This window comes from Microvirga lotononidis, assembly GCF_034627025.1.
In the GTDB taxonomy this organism is placed as follows: Bacteria; Pseudomonadota; Alphaproteobacteria; order Rhizobiales; family Beijerinckiaceae; genus Microvirga; species Microvirga lotononidis.
The window spans coordinates 693,046-708,710 of the sequence record NZ_CP141048.1 but is presented as its reverse complement, the minus strand read 5'-3'; the positions used below and the strand labels follow the sequence as shown (position 1 = coordinate 708,710).

14 protein-coding genes are annotated in these 15,665 nt (G+C 62.3%); 10 read left to right on the top strand and 4 right to left on the bottom strand.

Annotated features, from left to right (window positions below; all coding sequences use genetic code 11):
- Positions 1 to 167 precede the first annotated feature (167 nt).
- Complete coding sequence (locus tag U0023_RS03180) at positions 168 to 989, top strand: response regulator transcription factor (protein ID WP_009763791.1); 822 nt, start codon at positions 168 to 170, stop codon at positions 987 to 989.
- 400 nt (positions 990 to 1,389) lie between these two features.
- Positions 1,390 to 1,707 carry a hypothetical protein gene (locus tag U0023_RS03175; protein ID WP_040638720.1) on the top strand — a complete coding sequence of 106 codons (318 nt, stop codon included), beginning with the start codon at positions 1,390 to 1,392 and terminating at the stop codon, positions 1,705 to 1,707.
- A 149-nt stretch (positions 1,708 to 1,856) separates the two neighbouring features.
- On the opposite strand, the gene U0023_RS03170 is transcribed toward U0023_RS03175, so the two are convergent.
- Entirely contained in the window at positions 1,857 to 2,774 is a 918-nt protein-coding gene (locus U0023_RS03170; protein WP_009763793.1) for a LysR substrate-binding domain-containing protein, read from the bottom strand.
- Between the two features lie 223 nt (positions 2,775 to 2,997).
- Here U0023_RS03170 and U0023_RS03165 point away from each other — a divergent pair, with 223 nt between their 5' ends.
- The 4 genes from U0023_RS03165 to U0023_RS03150 all read left to right on the top strand — a co-directional run bounded on the left by U0023_RS03165 (position 2,998) and on the right by U0023_RS03150 (position 7,572).
- Complete coding sequence (locus U0023_RS03165) at positions 2,998 to 4,608, top strand: ABC transporter substrate-binding protein (protein WP_009763794.1); 1,611 nt, start codon at positions 2,998 to 3,000, stop codon at positions 4,606 to 4,608.
- A 225-nt stretch (positions 4,609 to 4,833) separates the two neighbouring features.
- Positions 4,834 to 5,940 carry an NAD(P)/FAD-dependent oxidoreductase gene (locus U0023_RS03160; protein ID WP_009763795.1) on the top strand — a complete coding sequence of 369 codons (1,107 nt, stop codon included), beginning with the start codon at positions 4,834 to 4,836 and terminating at the stop codon, positions 5,938 to 5,940.
- 32 nt (positions 5,941 to 5,972) lie between these two features.
- Positions 5,973 to 6,326: a RidA family protein gene (locus U0023_RS03155; protein WP_009763796.1), complete on the top strand. Its 354-nt coding sequence runs from the start codon at positions 5,973 to 5,975 to the stop codon at positions 6,324 to 6,326.
- 130 nt (positions 6,327 to 6,456) lie between these two features.
- A complete protein-coding gene (locus U0023_RS03150; protein ID WP_009763797.1) occupies positions 6,457 to 7,572 on the top strand; it encodes an alpha-hydroxy acid oxidase in 1,116 nt (371 codons plus the stop codon).
- 258 nt (positions 7,573 to 7,830) lie between these two features.
- Here U0023_RS03150 and U0023_RS03145 read toward each other — a convergent pair whose 3' ends face one another.
- The 3 genes from U0023_RS03145 to U0023_RS03135 form a co-directional block, all read right to left on the bottom strand.
- Positions 7,831 to 8,082, bottom strand: a complete 252-nt coding sequence (locus U0023_RS03145) for a hypothetical protein (RefSeq protein WP_009763798.1) — start codon at positions 8,080 to 8,082, stop codon at positions 7,831 to 7,833.
- A gap of 147 nt (positions 8,083 to 8,229) precedes the next feature.
- Positions 8,230 to 9,168, bottom strand: a complete 939-nt coding sequence (locus tag U0023_RS03140; protein ID WP_009763799.1) for a dihydrodipicolinate synthase family protein — start codon at positions 9,166 to 9,168, stop codon at positions 8,230 to 8,232.
- 32 nt (positions 9,169 to 9,200) lie between these two features.
- Complete coding sequence (locus tag U0023_RS03135) at positions 9,201 to 10,934, bottom strand: IlvD/Edd family dehydratase (RefSeq protein ID WP_009763800.1); 1,734 nt, start codon at positions 10,932 to 10,934, stop codon at positions 9,201 to 9,203.
- 164 nt (positions 10,935 to 11,098) lie between these two features.
- On the opposite strand from U0023_RS03135, the gene ytfQ reads away from it, so the two are divergent.
- From ytfQ to yjfF, 4 genes are all read left to right on the top strand, one after another.
- The gene (ytfQ, locus tag U0023_RS03130; protein WP_009763801.1) at positions 11,099 to 12,061 is read left to right on the top strand and encodes a galactofuranose ABC transporter, galactofuranose-binding protein YtfQ; all 963 of its coding nucleotides are present in this window, start codon (positions 11,099 to 11,101) and stop codon (positions 12,059 to 12,061) included.
- A 126-nt stretch (positions 12,062 to 12,187) separates the two neighbouring features.
- The gene (ytfR, locus tag U0023_RS03125; protein ID WP_009763802.1) at positions 12,188 to 13,696 is read left to right on the top strand and encodes a galactofuranose ABC transporter, ATP-binding protein YtfR; all 1,509 of its coding nucleotides are present in this window, start codon (positions 12,188 to 12,190) and stop codon (positions 13,694 to 13,696) included.
- The gene (gene ytfT / locus U0023_RS03120) at positions 13,696 to 14,700 is read left to right on the top strand and encodes a galactofuranose ABC transporter, ATP-binding protein YtfT (RefSeq protein ID WP_009763803.1); all 1,005 of its coding nucleotides are present in this window, start codon (positions 13,696 to 13,698) and stop codon (positions 14,698 to 14,700) included. Before ytfR ends, ytfT begins: the two co-directional genes overlap by 1 nt.
- Positions 14,697 to 15,656, top strand: a complete 960-nt coding sequence (gene yjfF, locus U0023_RS03115; RefSeq protein WP_009763804.1) for a galactofuranose ABC transporter, permease protein YjfF — start codon at positions 14,697 to 14,699, stop codon at positions 15,654 to 15,656. The genes ytfT and yjfF overlap by 4 nt, the downstream gene beginning before the upstream one ends.
- Positions 15,657 to 15,665: the final 9 nt, after the last annotated feature.

The following is a 15,665-nucleotide window of genomic DNA, read 5'->3' as shown; positions in this document are numbered from 1 at the left end:
ATGGCGGCTCGTTCAAAATATATGTTATCTCATTTCAAATATAACAATTAAAGATTGTTAAAATGATTTGAATGGGTAATGATTGTCTATAATGAGATTATAAGCTAAACATTGTTTGGGAAACTTTATTATCGGCTCTTCGAATCAAGACCAGAAAGGCATCTGCGATGCGGAACACCTACGATCTTGATAGTCTTCCTCATCCTGGAGCCTCGTCGGCCAAGGATGTTGCGTATTCGAGATATATGGAGCTAGCCCGTTCGGTAGAGCCTTCTGCAACCGATCATGCTGCCGCTCGTCCTATCAAGACGATTCTCATCGAGCCGAATGCACTTCTCCGAGAAGGTCTGCGCAGGATTCTTGCGGAGACTGTCTATTGCCCTTCCGTGGCCGCTTCGAGTCTGGAGGAAATGGGAGTGGTGCAGGGTATCGAGAGCAGCACGGTCGTCCTCATCATCGACGCGAGCCGCGATCACGATGCCACCTGTCATCAGGCACGCATGCTGAAAGAGGGTAATCCGAGCGCCAAGGTGATCATGCTGATTGAAGAGTATGATCTCAAGCAGGTGGTTGCGGCTTTTCAGGCCGGGGCGGATGCCTATCTCAAGAAGTCGATCTCCCATGAGGTCCTGGTGAAGTCGCTGGATCTCGTGATGCTGGGGGAAGCCATTTTCCCTGGTGCGATCCTCGATCTGCTGCGGGAACGCGACGTCCAGGCGAGTCAGGCAAAGCCGGCGCCGATGCCTGAGGATACGCATGAATCCAGCCTTCCGGCCAAGGGGCTTTCGGTTCGCGAGACGGTGATCCTGCGCTGTCTGATGGATGGCGACTCGAACAAGATCATCGCTCGCAAGTTCGACATCACCGAGGCGACCGTCAAAGTCCATGTGAAGGCGATTCTGCGCAAGATCCAGGCAAAGAATCGCACACAGGCGGCGATCTGGGCGGCAAGCCATTTGCCGGCGACCCAAGGCAGCGCGAACACCTAGGTCGATTGCCGACGCATTTTCTCAATGGGAGCCAGTGGCTCCCATTGAACGTTTCGATTCGTGGGAATGGACGATTCTCGCCCGCCAGGGAGAGGCATCCCGTCGCGCCCCGACCGATCCTGCTTATCGACCTTCATGCCGATGACAACCGACAGGCTGCGCCACGCGGTACAGATGCCGCGTTGCCCTCCCTGACATCGCGTTCTGGTCATGCTCTGCCTTGGGCTCAGCCGATGACGTCGATTGTCGGAGAGGCGGCATGAAGGACTCGGGAGGGTTTCATCCTTTGTAGTCACCCGGCTTAAACTCCAGGGCCGTTTGTGTTTCAGCTTTTCCATTCTAGTCACAGGGATGAAGCAACAAGTCGAACTCCATCCCTGACACATTCAACGTTGGCAGTATGATGATGCGGCTGAAATCCCTATTCCTCGCGCTCGCCGGCCTCATGGTTGCAAATCTCGCTTATGCCCGTGAGCCTGATCAGAACGGCGACTGGTTGGCGCAGCAGGAGAAGTTCAACAAACGCATTGAGGCACGGGATCGCCGGGCCACTCGGAGCATCTGCGCAAATCTTTGCAAGGAGCCGAAGCGACCGGTCTATGCCGAACCGGAAGAGGGGCTCGAGCCCGACACTGTTGCCGAGGCCACTTACCAACGAGCACGTACGCCCTATCAAATGCAGTTGGAGATGGATGGTCTGCAGGATGAGGGCCAGTAAGTCCGCCATGCTTCGGTCGGCGGAGCATTTCTGAAACCGGATCTGGGCTTGCATGCCTGACGCGGCAGAGCTTTTGCCTGTGGGTGAGAGAAGACTGGTTTCAGCTTCCGGCCGTCATCGACATCAAGGACAAGAGTGATGAATAGGCGTCACTGCTCGGAAGCTGCGGCGGGCAAGGGCTGCTGAAACGATGCCAAGGCCGCATGGATGAACTCAGTCAGTTGCTGTGCCGCAAGGGACAAGGGGCGACGGCTCGATGTCAGAAGCCAGATATCCATCGAGGTCTTCGGAAGGAGCGGGCGGCGGACCAATTGGTCTGATGGATAATCCATTCCAACGAAAGGCGGAAGAATCGAGACCCCGACGCCATTCGCGACGAAGCTGCAGGCGGTTTCCGACATGGGAACTTCGATTCGATTCCGCTTCTGCACACCGCGCATCTGAAATGCACGATCGATCGTCATCAAGGAGCAATCGTCTCGTTCCAGAGAGATGAATGACTCGTTCCGTAAGTCTTCCACGCCGATCGTTGTTTTCTTCGCCAAAGGATGCTGCGACGGCAGAAAGCACATGAGGTCAAATCGGATGACGGCTTCGGCCGTGACGTCCGGATGGTCGAAGGGCAGGATGCTCAGGCCGATATCGACCTGTTGCGCCATGACGAGTTCCGCGATGCGCGGCGAGGCTCGGCTTTGCAGCGTCAGGCGCAGGTCGCGCTGCTCGGCCAGAAACGGCGAAAGGGCTCGCGGAAGATAGCGCGAGGCAAGCGCGGGTAGCGCCGCGATCGTGACTTGCCCCCATTCGCGGTTTCGCACGGCGGCAGCCACCCGTTCGATACGTTCCGTGCCGGCGATGAGCCTCTCGACTTCCGCCGCGACGAGGCGAGCTTCGAGTGTCGGAACCAGCCGGCCGTTGCTGCGCATGAAGAGCTTGAAGCCGCAGCTCTCGCCGAAACCCTTCAGCAGCTTGCTGACTGCGGGCTGCGAGATGCCGAGCCTCTCGCCGGCATGCGTCACGGAGCCGGTCTCCATGAACGCATGAAAGGCTTCTATCTGTCTGATGTTCATTACAACGTTCTCAAGCCTGCGCTTCGCATCATGAATTTTGGTTATAATGAACGGAAGAAAAGCAATTTGACAATCATGTTCGAGGCTCCTCTAATCCTCGGAAGACCTGCGGGCAAGGCGGTCTAGTGGCAGGCGATCATGAGGAGCGGCCTCTCTGGAGGGAGCATCCCAGAGGCTCGTCCGGTGTGCCCGCGGCAACAATATCCAAAGGGGACACAGCGTGATGAAATCAGCAATTTCCGTGGGCGCGTTGGCGATCTTGATATCCGCCGCGTCCCCCGCCTTGAGCAGCAGCCTCGTCGTCTGCATCGAAGGAAGCCCGGAGACCTTCAATCCGCAGCTGACCAGCAATGCGACGACAAGCATCGTGACCGGGCAGATCTACGATCAGCTCGTCTCGGTGAAAGCGGGCAGCTCAGAGCTCGAGCCGAGTCTCGCCGAAAGCTGGTCCGTTTCGGAGGACGGCAAGACTTATACGTTCAAGCTGAGGCAGGGCGTGAAGTGGCAGTCCAACAAGAACTTCAAGCCCTCGCGCGACTTCAATGCGGACGATGTGGTCTTCAGCTTCGAACGGATGATGAAGGCCGATCATCCCTACGCCAAGGTGAACGGCGGGAACTACATCACCTTCAACACCAAGCTCGCCGACGTCCTGACGGCGGTGAAGAAGGTCGACGAGCACACGGTCGCGTTCACCCTGAAGGAGCCGCTGGCGCCTTTCATCGGGATTCTGTCCCACCAGTCGCTGGTGATCCTCTCGGCCGAATATGCCGATCAGCTGCTCAAGGCTGGAACGCCCGAGCAACTCGATCTGCAGCCCATCGGAACGGGCCCGTTCCAGATGCAGGTCTATCAGACCAATGCGGCCGTTCGATTCAAGGCCTTCCACGACACCTGGGGCGAGAAGGCGAAGGATCCGTCGCGGACGCCGAAGGTCGACGATCTCATCATGCCGATCACCGTGGACGCGCCGGTCCGGCTGCAGCGCGCGCAGGCGGGTGAATGCCACATCGCCAATGCGCCGAGCCCCGCCGACCGGGAGGTGATCAAGGCCAGTGCGAAGCTCAACCTCGCCGAGACGCCCGTCGCATCCTCCGGCTTCCTGGCCTTCAACTTCAAAGAGAAGCCGTTCCAGGACAAGCGCGTCCGCCAAGCCCTCGCGCATGCCATCAACATGAAGGGTCTCGTCGACAACGTCTTCGAAGGAACGGGCGCGGTGACGGGAGCTCTCATCCCGGCCTCGCTCTGGGGGCACAATGCAGACCTGAAGGGACATGCCTACGATATCGAGAAGGCCAAGGCGCTGCTCGCCGAGGCCGGATATCCGAACGGCTTCGAAACCCAGATCTGGGCGCTTCCGGTCACACGCCCCTACATGCCGAACGGCCGCCGCGCCGCGGAGTTGATCCAGGCGGACTGGGCCAAGATCGGCGTCAAGGCGGAAATCGTGACCTACGAATGGGGCGAGTACGTCAAGCGCGCGCGCATGGGCGAGTCGAAGACCGCGATGTTCGGCGGCATCTGGGACTTCCCGGATCCGAGCCAGATCCCGAACAACTATTTCACCTGCAATTCGCAGGGCAAACCGAGCCCGTCGAATATCGGCTCGTGGTGCAACCCGACCTTCATCGATCTGATCGCCCGCGCCGGACAGATCACTGATCAGAAGCAGCGGACCGACCTCTACAAGCAGGCGCAGGTCGTCTTCAACGACGAGGTTCCCGCAATCCTGTTCGGCAGCTCCTCGGCCCTGCTCGCCGTCAACAAATCGGTCTCGGGGTTCGTCCCGGCCGTGTTCGGAACGAGCCGCTTCTCCGGCGTCACGGTGCCGTAGAACAATCCAGAGCATCGAACGCAAAAGCGGGAACCGATTTTGCGTGGAAAGATGCGGAAAGACAAAACCTCGGAGCATCGGACGTGAGTTCGATTCCACGTCCGATGCTCCAAGGGTCAAAGCCGAGCGGGGAGGGAAGAAGGATACCTCTCCCTCGATCATTCTTGCCGTTGGGCCGGGCTCAGAACCCGGCGCAGGGCTGTTTCCTTCATGCGGAGCTTGAAGATGCGTGTCGTCGTGATCGGCGCGGGGATCCTTGGATCCAGTGTCGCCTATCATCTTGCCATGAACGGCATTGAAGTCGAGGTGTTCGACGAGGTTCACCAGGGCAAGGCGACCCTGGCGGGGGCGGGGATCGTTTGCCCCTGGGCCACCAAGGTCACCGATCCGGAATGGTACGCTCTTTATGCCGCCGGAGCGCGCTACTATGCCGATCTCGTCGAGGGACTGACCCAGCGTGGCGAAACCGATCTCGGATATGGGCGGGTCGGTGCGCTCGTCGTGGCCGAGGACCGGAAGGAGTTGGACGCCGCGGAACAGAGAATTCAGTCCCGCATCGCCCATGCGCCGGAGGCCGGAAACGTACGCCGCGTGTCGGCTGCGGAAGCGAAGCGGCTGTTCCCGCCTCTGCGGGAGGATCTCGACGGAATCTATATTCCTGGCGGCTCTCGCGTCGACGGCAGGCTTCTCGCCGCAGCCATGACCCGTGCGGCTGTCGCGGCCGGCGCCGTGCTCCGGCATGACCACGTCTCGCTCGAACTGAGGGAAGGAAGGGCACGCGCCATCCGCAGCGATGGAAGCCCGATCGAAGCGGACGAGATCGTCGTCACGGCCGGCGCCTGGGCTTCGCAGATCCTGCGTCCCCTCGGAATGGAGCATCCCGTTCGTCCGCAACGAGGCCAGATCGTTCACCTGCGCCTGTCGGGAACCGAAACGCGCTCTTGGCCCGTGCTGCTCCCGATGACCAGCCATTACATGCTGGCCTTCGACGATTCCCGTGTCGTGATCGGCGCAACGCGCGAGGACAATACCGGGTTCGATTATCGCGTCACCGCGAGCGGCCAGGCCGAGGTCCTCAATGCCGGCCTCGCAATCGCGCCCGGCCTCGCCTCGGCCACGATCATCGAGACACGGATCGGCTTCCGGCCCGCAGGCGACGGCTACAAGCCGATCCTCGGGCGTGTCGCGGGGATGGACGGGCTCGTCATCGGCAACGGCCTTGGCGCAGCGGGCCTCACCATCGGACCCTATGCAGGGCGCCTGCTGGCTCAGATCTGCATGGGCGAGGCGCCGGATACCGACACTTCTCCCTACGCTCCCGCCTCGGCGTGAACGACGCTCCCTTCCCAATCAAAGGACATCCAATGACTGAAATCATCCGTCACCGGAAACACAAGATCATGCACGGCGCCGTGGAGCACAATGGCGTGCTGTACTTCGGCGGGCATGCCGCCAACGACCTGTCGAAGGGCATGGCGGATCAGACCCGGGAGGTCTGCGCCAAGCTCGACAAGTTCCTCGCGGAACTCGGTTCCGACAAGACGAAGATCCTCGCGGCGCGAATTTACCTGAGCGACATGTCGCAGAAGGAAGAAATGAACAAGGCCTGGCTCGAATGGATTCCCGAGGACGATCTCCCGTCGCGGGCCACGATCGGCATTGCCAGTCTCGGCGATCCCAATCGCCTGATCGAAGTGATCATCACCGCCGCGCGATAGCGAAGGCTGAAGTTCATTCATCAGCAACGACAACAGGCTGCGGGTACTATCTTCGCCCGCAGCCATTCATCGAGCAGCATCTGACCAAGGATTGCCGCTGCAATCCCGTACGGTCCCTGGGACGCGGACAATGACAGAGACGAAGAACGGCCGGATCGACGATCGCTACGCGACCAATGAAAAATACACGACGTTGCGTGGAATTCACCGCGACGCCCAGAGGCATCTGTCGGAAGTCGAATGGAATTATCTCTGGTGCGGCACCGGCGACGAGGTCACCCTCAGGGACAATACGGCGGCGTTCGATCGCTATCGGTTCGTCACTCCGCTTTTTGCCGGGATCAGCAACCCCGATACGCGAACCCATGTTCTCGGATTTGATCTGAGCTTTCCTGCCTTCATCGCTCCGTTCGGCGGCGAGGCCGCGTTCCATCCCGGCGGACATCTCGCGATCGGGCGTGCGGCCGAAGCGGTCGGCATTCACCAGATGGTTCCGGTGGCCGCATCGTTCCCGCTCGAGGACATCGCGGCTGCCTCCTCCGTGGCATCGATCTTCCAGATGACGTTCGTCGGCGACGAGGATGCCGCCGTCGACCTCATGGAGCGGGCGAAGGCCGCCGGCTACAAATACATTTGCGTCACCTATTCCCCCATCAGGCAATGGCGGGAACGGATGATGGAAGACCGCTTCTCCATCCGGGGCGAGAGAGGCCCCGCCAATTTCGGACCTGGGCGGTCCGACCCGGCTGCTCTCGTCGAATTGCTCGAGTTCACGCAGCCGCGCTGGACCTGGGAGCAGGTCAAGCGGGTCATCGCCCGCTCGCCGCTTCCCTGCATCGTCAAAGGCGTCACGAGCGTCAAGGACGCGCATGCATCGCTCGATGCCGGCGCGGTCGGGCTTTACGTTTCGAATTACGGCGGTCGCACGGTCGACCGGACACCTGCGGCTCTCGACGTTCTGCCATCCATCCGGAAGTCGGTGGGACGGGACGTTCCGATCATCTTCGACTCGGGCATCCGTCGGGGCAGCGATATCGTCACGGCACTTGCATTAGGCGCGAATGCGGTCGCGCTTGGCCGTCTCATTGCGCTTGGCCTGGCGGCCGACGGTGAGCACGGAGTTCGGCGGACGCTGGAACTTCTGCAGCGCGAGTTTTGGACGACACTGGGTCACCTGGGCTGCTCCCAGGTCCAGGATGTGGGCGAGGCTGTTCTCTATCGACACGAGCTGGATACAGGGCGCTGAAGCATCGAACGCAAAAGTGGGAACCGGTTTTGCGTGGGAAGATTCGTCAAGCCGACGAGTCAGAGCGTCGGACCCAAGGCGGAAGCAGCGAGGCCGTCAATGGAGCACGAGCAGCCAGCTGACCAGGGCCACGGGGGCGATGATGCCGAGAACGAAGGAAACAGCCGAGTGGGCCATAGGAACCTCCTGATGGTTCCCTAACGTAATCCCATGCGCCTCCGCGGGCGGTGCGCTGCAGCACCTGCCAGGGCGAGGACATTACGGCCCTGGCTTGTCCGCTCCCGATGATCCGGTTTCCGAAGGAGAGGGCGGGGCCGTTTCCTCATTGGCGGAGGCGCCATTGCGACCCTTACGCTTCTTGCCGAGCCATTTGAACAGCATCCACCCCAAGCCGGAACTGAGGGCGGCGATCACCACGAGGCCGGAACTCGGATAGTCGCGGAAATTGATCCGCTTCGTACCGTTCAGCTCTTCCAATTCGTCTTCGGGCTGGTCGTCTGTCTCGCGCATGGGATATCTCGTAGGACTCACTCCCATATAAGTCTCTCGCGGCCGGTTTCCATCGCGTGCGGAGGCACTGGACAGCAAAGAGCGCCGCAGCCTCGCGGCTACGGCGCTCCCGTTAAGGTTCAAGGCGTGCGGACGGCCCGGGCGGAGTTACCGACCCCAGCGCAACACCATCGGATCGAGACGGCGGGCCACCTCGAGCAGGCCCTTGCGGATCTCCGGATGTAGGGGCTGCAGCGGATGGCGCACGGCGTCGGAACGGATCACGCCGCCTTCCTTCATGAGCACCTTGGCGGCCAGCAGCCAGCCCTGCCGGTTCTCGTAGTTGATCAGCGGAAGCCAGCGCTCGTAAGCGGCGGCGGCCTCCTCCTTCTTGCCGGCCATGTAAGGGTCGATGATCTGGCGGATGCCGTCCGGATAGGCTCCGCCCGTCATCGCGCCGGTGGCGCCGGCGTCGAGATCGGCCATGAGGGTGATCGCCTCCTCGCCGTCCCAGGGGCCTTCGATGGCATCACCGCCCAGCGCGATCAGCTCCCGCAGCTTCACCGCCGTGCCGGGCACTTCGATCTTGAAGTAGGACACATTGGCGATCTCCTTGGCCATGCGCGCCAGGAAGGGGGCCGACAGGAAGGTGCCGGCCATCGGGGCATCCTGGATCATGATCGGGATGGTGATGGCATCCGAAACCCGGCGGAAGAACTCGTAGATCCCAGCCTCCGACACGCGCAGCGTCGCGCCGAAGAACGGCGGCATGATCATCACCATGGCGGCGCCCGCGGCTTCGGCCCGCCGGGAGCGGTCGGCGCAGATCTCGGTCGAGAAATGGCTGGTGGTGACGATGACCGGAACCCGGCCGGCGACGTGGTCGAGCACCGTCTTCGTGACGGTCTCGCGCTCCTCGTCGGTCAGCAGGAACTGCTCGGAGAAGTTCGCGAGGATGCACAGGCCGTCCGAGCCGGCTTCGATCATGAAATCGATGGCGCGCTTCTGGCCTTCGAGATCGAGCGTCCCATCGTCATGGAAGATGGTCGGCGCCACCGGAAAAACGCCGCGATACGGACGCGTGGAATGAATGCCGGACGAGGACATGATGTCTCCTTTCAGAATGGATGGCGTCGCGGTCAATGGTTGTCGCGTGGGACGGGCGATCCTGTCCGACCCACGAGAAAGTCCAGATCGACACCTTTGTCGGCCTGCAGGACATGGTCGATATAGAGCTTGGCCCAGCCGCGTTCGGCATGCGGAGCCGGCGGAACCCACGCGGCGCGGCGGCGCTCCATCTCCTCTGCCTCGACATGGAGATGCAGGCTACGCGCCGCGACATCGAGCGTGATCATGTCGCCGTTCTGCACCAGCGCCAGAGGGCCGCCGGCGGCGGCTTCCGGCGCCACGTGCAGCACCACCGTGCCGTAGGCCGTGCCGGACATGCGCGCATCCGAAATGCGGATCATGTCGCGCACGCCCTTCTTGAGGAGCTTCTGCGGCAGCGGCATGTTGCCGACCTCGGCCATGCCCGGATAGCCCTTCGGGCCGCAGTTCTTCAGCACCATGATGCAGGTCTCGTCGATGTCGAGATCGTCATCGTCGATCCGGTGGTGCAGTTCCTCGATGGTCTCGAACACGACCGCGCGGCCGGTGTGCTGCATGAGCTCCGGAGAAGCGGCGGACGGTTTGATGACGGCCCCGTTGGGAGCGAGGTTGCCTTTGAGGATCGCGATGCCGGCTTCCGGCTTGAAGGGCTCCTCGAAGGTGGTGATCACCTCGCGGTTCCAGCACGGCGCGTCCTTCACGTTCTCCCAGATCGGCTTCCCGTTGACGGTGAGCGCATCCTTGTGCAGCAGACCGCGTTCGCCGAGCGTGCGCAGCACGACGGGCAAGCCGCCGGCATAATAGAAATCCTCCATCAGGAAGCGGCCGGATGGCATGAGATCGACGAGGCAATGGATCTCGCGGCCGAGGCGGTCGAAATCGTCCAGGGTCAGATCGATCCCGACCCGTCCCGCGATGGCGAGAAGATGCACGACCGCGTTGGTCGAGCCGCCGATGGCAGCCAGCGTCCGGATGGCGTTTTCGAAGGCTTCGCGCGTCATCACCTTCGACAGCACGAGATCCTCGTTCACCATCTCGACGATGCGCCGTCCGGCCATGCGGGCGAGATGGTTGCGCCGCGCATCGGCGGCCGGGATCGCGGCATTCTCCGGCAGGCCGACGCCGAGCGCCTCGACCATGGAGGCCATGGTGGAGCCCGTGCCCATCGTCATGCAATGGCCGGCCGAACGGTTCATTCCACCTTCCGCCTCGTGGAATTCCTGCAGCGTCACTTCCCCGGCGCGCAGCTGCTCGCTCATGGAAATGATGTTGGTGCCCGAGCCGATATATTTGCCGCGATAGACGCCGCGCAGCTGCGGGCCGCCCGACACGCCGATGGTCGGAAGATCCGCCGACGCCGCGCCCATGAGAAGGGCAGGGGTGGTCTTGTCGCACCCCATGAGAAGCACGACGCCGTCGAGAGGATGAGCCCGGATGGCTTCTTCCACGTCCATGGCCGCGAGGTTGCGGAACAGCATGGCCGTTGGGCGCATGGTCACCTCGCCGAGAGAGGAGACCGGGAATTCGAGCGGGAATCCGCCGGCATCCAGCACGCCGTATTTCACATGCTCGGCAATGGTGCGGAAATGCGCGTTGCAGGGCGTCAGTTCGGACCATGTGTTGCAGATGCCGATGACCGGGCGGCCTTCGAACTGGTCCTGCGGGAAGCCGCTGTTTTTCAGGAAGGAGCGATAATAGAAGCCCATCTTGTCCTGGCGTCCGAACCAGGCTTGGCTGCGAAGCTGGCGTTTCTTCTCTTCGGTCATTGTTCTCGGTGCCCTTGGAACTTTGTATCGCCGCGATGGGTGAAACACGTTGGAGCGCGACTTTTGTTGAATAGGCGCTCACTTCGATTCATATAATAGTACTAATAGTCGGCTGTTAAGGCTGCTAAAGTCGAAAAGCAACGACAAATTTTGGGAGAATGCTCATGAAGGCCCGTCATCTCCTGACGACGATTGGCATGGCTGCACTGATGCTGTCCTCAGGCGCCGCGTATGCCCAGAACAAAATGACCATCGGGTTCTCACAGGTCGGATCGGAATCCGGCTGGCGCGCCGCCGAGACGAAGGTTTCGAAGCTCGAAGCCGAGAAGCGCGGCGTGGACCTGAAGATCTCCGACGCGCAGCAGAAGCAGGAGAACCAGATCCGCGCGGTTCGCTCCTTCATCGCGCAGGGCGTGGACGCCATCTTCATCGCTCCGGTCGTGTCGACCGGTTGGGACGCGGTTCTTAAAGAGGCCAAGGATGCCAAGATCCCGGTCGTGCTGCTCGACCGCTCCATCGATACGAAGGACGATTCCCTTTATCTCACCGCCGTGACATCCGACACCGTCTATGAGGGCAAGGTGGCCGGCGAGTGGCTTGCAAAGACAACCGGCGGCAAGTGCAATGTCGTGGAGCTGCAGGGCACGGTCGGATCGAGCCCGGCGATCAATCGCAAGAAGGGCTTCGACGAAGTCGTCGCCGCCAATCCCGGCATGAAGATCGTCCGCACGCAGTCCGGCGACTTTACCCGCACCAAGGGTAAGGAAGTGATGGAAAGCTTCATCAAGGCGGAAGGCGGTGGCAAGAACATCTGCGCCGTCTACGCTCATAACGACGACATGGCGATCGGCGCCATTCAGGCCATCAAGGAAGCAGGCCTGAAACCCGGCACGGACATCAAGATCGTCTCAATCGACGGCGTTCCGGATATCTTCAAGGCCATGTCCGACGGAGAGGCGAACGTTACTGTCGAGCTGACGCCGAACATGGCGGGTCCGGCCCTCGACGCGCTCATCGCCTACAAGAAGGACGGCACGGCGCCGAAGAAGTGGATTCAGACGGAATCCAAGGTCTTCACGCCGGACACGGCCAAGGCCGAGTACGACAAGCGCAAGGATCTCTACTGAAATCGGGATGTGCTGAGGCAGCAGGCGAGCGATCGCCTGCTGTTTTGCTTAAAGCATGATCGGCATCGGACCCGAAAACGAATGGCCGCTTTCAGGTCCGATGCTCCGAAGGCCAGCGAGGACGAGATGCCAGTATCGACGGAGCAGCCTCAGCTTCTCGAGATCCGGGGGCTTACGAAGGGCTTTCCGGGCGTGCAGGCGCTCGATCACGTGGATTTCACTCTGCATGAGGGCGAGATCCACGGGCTGCTCGGCGAAAACGGCGCCGGCAAGTCGACCTTGATCAAGGTGCTCACTGGCGTCTTCAAGCGCGATGCCGGCACCATCCGCCTCGACGGTCAGGACATCGAGGCGCGAGATCCCGCCGATGCGCTCTCGCTCGGCATCGGAACCGTCTATCAGGAAGTCAATCTGCTGCCGAACCTGTCGGTGGCGGAAAACCTCTACATCGGCCGTCAGCCGCACCGCTTCGGCCTCGTGCGCACCGGCGAGATGCGCCGTCGCTCTCAGGAGCTGCTGGCGGGCTACGGCCTCGACATCGATGTCGCCAATCCGTTGAGCGCTTATTCGGTAGCCGTCCAGCAGATCGTCGCCATCGCCCGTGCGGTCGATCTCTCGGCCAAGGTGCTGATCCTCGACGAGCCGACCGCGAGCCTCGACGCGCAGGAGGTCGAGACGCTGTTCAAGATCCTGCGGGATCTCAAGAGCCGCGGCATCGGCATCGTGTTCGTCACCCATTTCCTCGATCAGGTCTATGCCGTCTGCGACCGGATCACTGTCCTGCGCAACGGACGCCTCGTGGGCTCCCGTCCCATCGCCGAGCTGCCGCGCATCGAACTCGTCTCCATGATGCTGGGACGCGAGCTTGCGGCGGAAGCGCTCCATCGCAACCAGCGGAGAGCCGTGACGGGACAGCCGCTCGTCGCCTTCGAGGATTACGGCAAGCGCCGTCTGCTGGAGCCTTTCGATCTCGCGGTGCGCCCCGGTGAGGTGGTCGGTCTTGCGGGTCTCCTCGGCTCCGGCCGAACGGAGACGGCCAAGCTGGTCTTCGGCATCGAGCGCGCCGATAGCGGGCAGGCCTTCGTCGACGGCAAGCCCGTGCGCATCGCGACGCCGCGCGACGCCGCCCGCCTGCGGTTCGGCTTTACGCCCGAGGATCGCAAGACGGAAGGCATCGTGGCGGAATTGTCCGTGCGCGAGAACATCATCCTGGCCCTCCAGGCCCAGCGCGGCTGGCTGCGCCTGATCCCGAGACGCAGGCAGGAGGAGATCGCCGACCGCTTCATCAAGCTGCTCGACATCCGCACGCCGGATGCGGAGAAACCCATCGGGCTTCTGTCGGGCGGCAATCAGCAGAAGGCGCTGCTCGCCCGCTGGCTCGCCACCGAGCCGCGCTTCCTCATCCTGGACGAGCCGACGCGCGGAATCGACGTGGGCGCCCACGCGGAGATCATCCGCCTGATCGAGCGCTTGTGCGAGGATGGGCTCGCCCTTCTCGTCATCTCGTCCGAGCTGGAGGAGATCGCCTCCTACAGCGACCGGGTCGTGGTTCTGCGCGACCGGCGGCACGTGCGCGAACTCTCCGGACCCGATGTGAGCGCCAACACCATCATGACAACCATCGCGGGCCATTAATGAGCGGCATGATCCAGGCGAGCAGCGCTCGCACGCTTCCCAAGGGGCTTCCGCAGGTTGCTGCGCTCCTCCTCGTCTTTCTCGTCAACTGGCTCGTCTTCCGCGATTTCTTTGCCCTGCGCCTGCAGGACGGGCGGCTCTTCGGCAGCCTGATCGACGTGCTGAACCGCGGCGCGCCGGTCGCCATTCTGGCGCTGGGGATGACGCTCGTCATCGCGACCCGCGGCATCGATCTTTCCGTGGGCGCCGTCATGGCGATTGCGGGCGCGATGGCCGCGACATTGACCGCGCAAGGCTATCCGCTGCCCGTGGCGCTGGCGGCCGCCGCCGGGATCGGCCTGGCCTGCGGCCTGTGGAACGGCTTTCTCGTCGCCGTGCTCGAAATCCAGCCCTTCGTGGCGACCCTGATCCTGATGGTGGCCGGGCGCGGCTTCGCGCAGCTCATCACCGAGGGACAGATCATCACCTTCGTGAGCGACGGCTTCGCGGCCATCGGCGGCGGCTCCTTCCTGATGCTGCCAATGCCGGTGGTGATCGCCGTGGTGATGCTCGTCGTCACGCATTGCATCGTGCGCTACACCGCCTTGGGGCTCTTCATCGAATCCATCGGCGCCAATGTCCGCTCCAGCGCCTATGCGGGCATCGGCACCAAGGTCGTGACCATCGCGGTCTATATGTGGTGCAGCCTGTGCGCGGCGATCGCCGGCTTGATCGTGACGGCGGACATTCGCGGGGCCGATGCCAACAATGCCGGGCTCTGGCTCGAGCTCGATGCGATCCTCGCCGTGGTGATCGGCGGCACGTCCCTGTTCGGCGGGCGATTCAGCCTCGGTCTCTCGGTCGTCGGGGCCCTGATCATCCAGGCGATGAACACGGGCATCCTGCTGAGCGGCTATCCGCCCGAATACAACCTCATCGTGAAGGCCATCGTTGTGCTCGCCGTGCTTCTCGCCCAGTCGCCCGTTCTCTCGGCCGTCCGCTCCGTCTGGAAGGCAAGAGCATGATCAGGCGTCACCTTCCGGTTCTCATCACGCTCGCGGTCTTCATCGTCGGGTACCTGATCTGCCTCGCGCAGTTTCCGAGCTTCGCCTCGACCCGCGTGATTGGCAATCTTCTGACCGACAACGCGTTCCTCGGCATCGTGGCGGTCGGCATGACCTTCGTGATCCTCTCCGGCGGCATCGATCTCTCGGTCGGCTCGGTCATCGCCTTCACGGGTGTGTTCCTCGCCGTGACCATCGAGAGATACGGATTGAACCCGTACCTCGCCTTCATCCTCATCCTGGGGATCGCGGGGCTGTTCGGGGCCGCCATGGGCTTCCTGATCCACACCTTCCAGATCCCCGCCTTCATCGTGACGCTGGCGGGCATGTTCCTGGCGCGCGGCCTTTGCTTCGTGCTCACCACCGATTCGATCCCCATCAACGCGCCGGCCTATGGCCAGATCACGGACATCGCCTTCGGCCTGCCGGGCGGAGGACGGTTGAGCTTCATCGCCATGGTGATGCTGCTGACCTTCGCGGCCGGCATCGTCCTGGCGCATTTCACGCGCTTCGGCGCCAATGTCTATGCGCTCGGCGGCAACCGGACCTCGGCGGAGCTGATGGGCGTGCCGGTACGGAAGACGACGATCCGCATCTATATGCTGTCGAGTTTCCTGGCGGCCTTGGCCGGAATTGTCTTTTCCTTCTATACCTCGGCGGGCTACTCCCTGGCCGCGACCGGCGTCGAGCTCGACACGATCGCGGCGGTCGTCATCGGCGGCACCCTGCTCACGGGGGGCTACGGGACGATCATCGGCACGCTGGTGGGCGTGCTCATCCAGGGATTGATCCAGACCTACATCACGTTCGAGGGAACCTTGAGCTCGTGGTGGACCAAGATCGCCATCGGGGCCCTGCTGTTCGCGTTCATCGTGCTGCAGCGCGGCCTGTCGGCGGCGTCGCTTCGAACACGGTAAGACAGAGGG

Excerpts from the sequence above, each read along its gene's own strand:
- U0023_RS03180 (WP_009763791.1), top strand. The coding sequence starts at position 168 with ATGCGGAACACCTACGATCTTGATAGTCTTCCTCATCCTGGAGCCTCG.
- U0023_RS03175 (WP_040638720.1), top strand. The coding sequence starts at position 1,390 with ATGATGATGCGGCTGAAATCCCTATTCCTCGCGCTCGCCGGCCTCATG.
- U0023_RS03170 (WP_009763793.1), bottom strand. The coding sequence starts at position 2,774 with ATGAACATCAGACAGATAGAAGCCTTTCATGCGTTCATGGAGACCGGC.
- U0023_RS03165 (WP_009763794.1), top strand. The coding sequence starts at position 2,998 with ATGAAATCAGCAATTTCCGTGGGCGCGTTGGCGATCTTGATATCCGCC.
- U0023_RS03160 (WP_009763795.1), top strand. The coding sequence starts at position 4,834 with ATGCGTGTCGTCGTGATCGGCGCGGGGATCCTTGGATCCAGTGTCGCC.
- U0023_RS03155 (WP_009763796.1), top strand. The coding sequence starts at position 5,973 with ATGACTGAAATCATCCGTCACCGGAAACACAAGATCATGCACGGCGCC.
- U0023_RS03150 (WP_009763797.1), top strand. The coding sequence starts at position 6,457 with ATGACAGAGACGAAGAACGGCCGGATCGACGATCGCTACGCGACCAAT.
- U0023_RS03145 (WP_009763798.1), bottom strand. The coding sequence starts at position 8,082 with ATGCGCGAGACAGACGACCAGCCCGAAGACGAATTGGAAGAGCTGAAC.
- U0023_RS03140 (WP_009763799.1), bottom strand. The coding sequence starts at position 9,168 with ATGTCCTCGTCCGGCATTCATTCCACGCGTCCGTATCGCGGCGTTTTT.
- U0023_RS03135 (WP_009763800.1), bottom strand. The coding sequence starts at position 10,934 with ATGACCGAAGAGAAGAAACGCCAGCTTCGCAGCCAAGCCTGGTTCGGA.
- ytfQ (WP_009763801.1), top strand. The coding sequence starts at position 11,099 with ATGAAGGCCCGTCATCTCCTGACGACGATTGGCATGGCTGCACTGATG.
- ytfR (WP_009763802.1), top strand. The coding sequence starts at position 12,188 with ATGCCAGTATCGACGGAGCAGCCTCAGCTTCTCGAGATCCGGGGGCTT.
- ytfT (WP_009763803.1), top strand. The coding sequence starts at position 13,696 with ATGAGCGGCATGATCCAGGCGAGCAGCGCTCGCACGCTTCCCAAGGGG.
- yjfF (WP_009763804.1), top strand. The coding sequence starts at position 14,697 with ATGATCAGGCGTCACCTTCCGGTTCTCATCACGCTCGCGGTCTTCATC.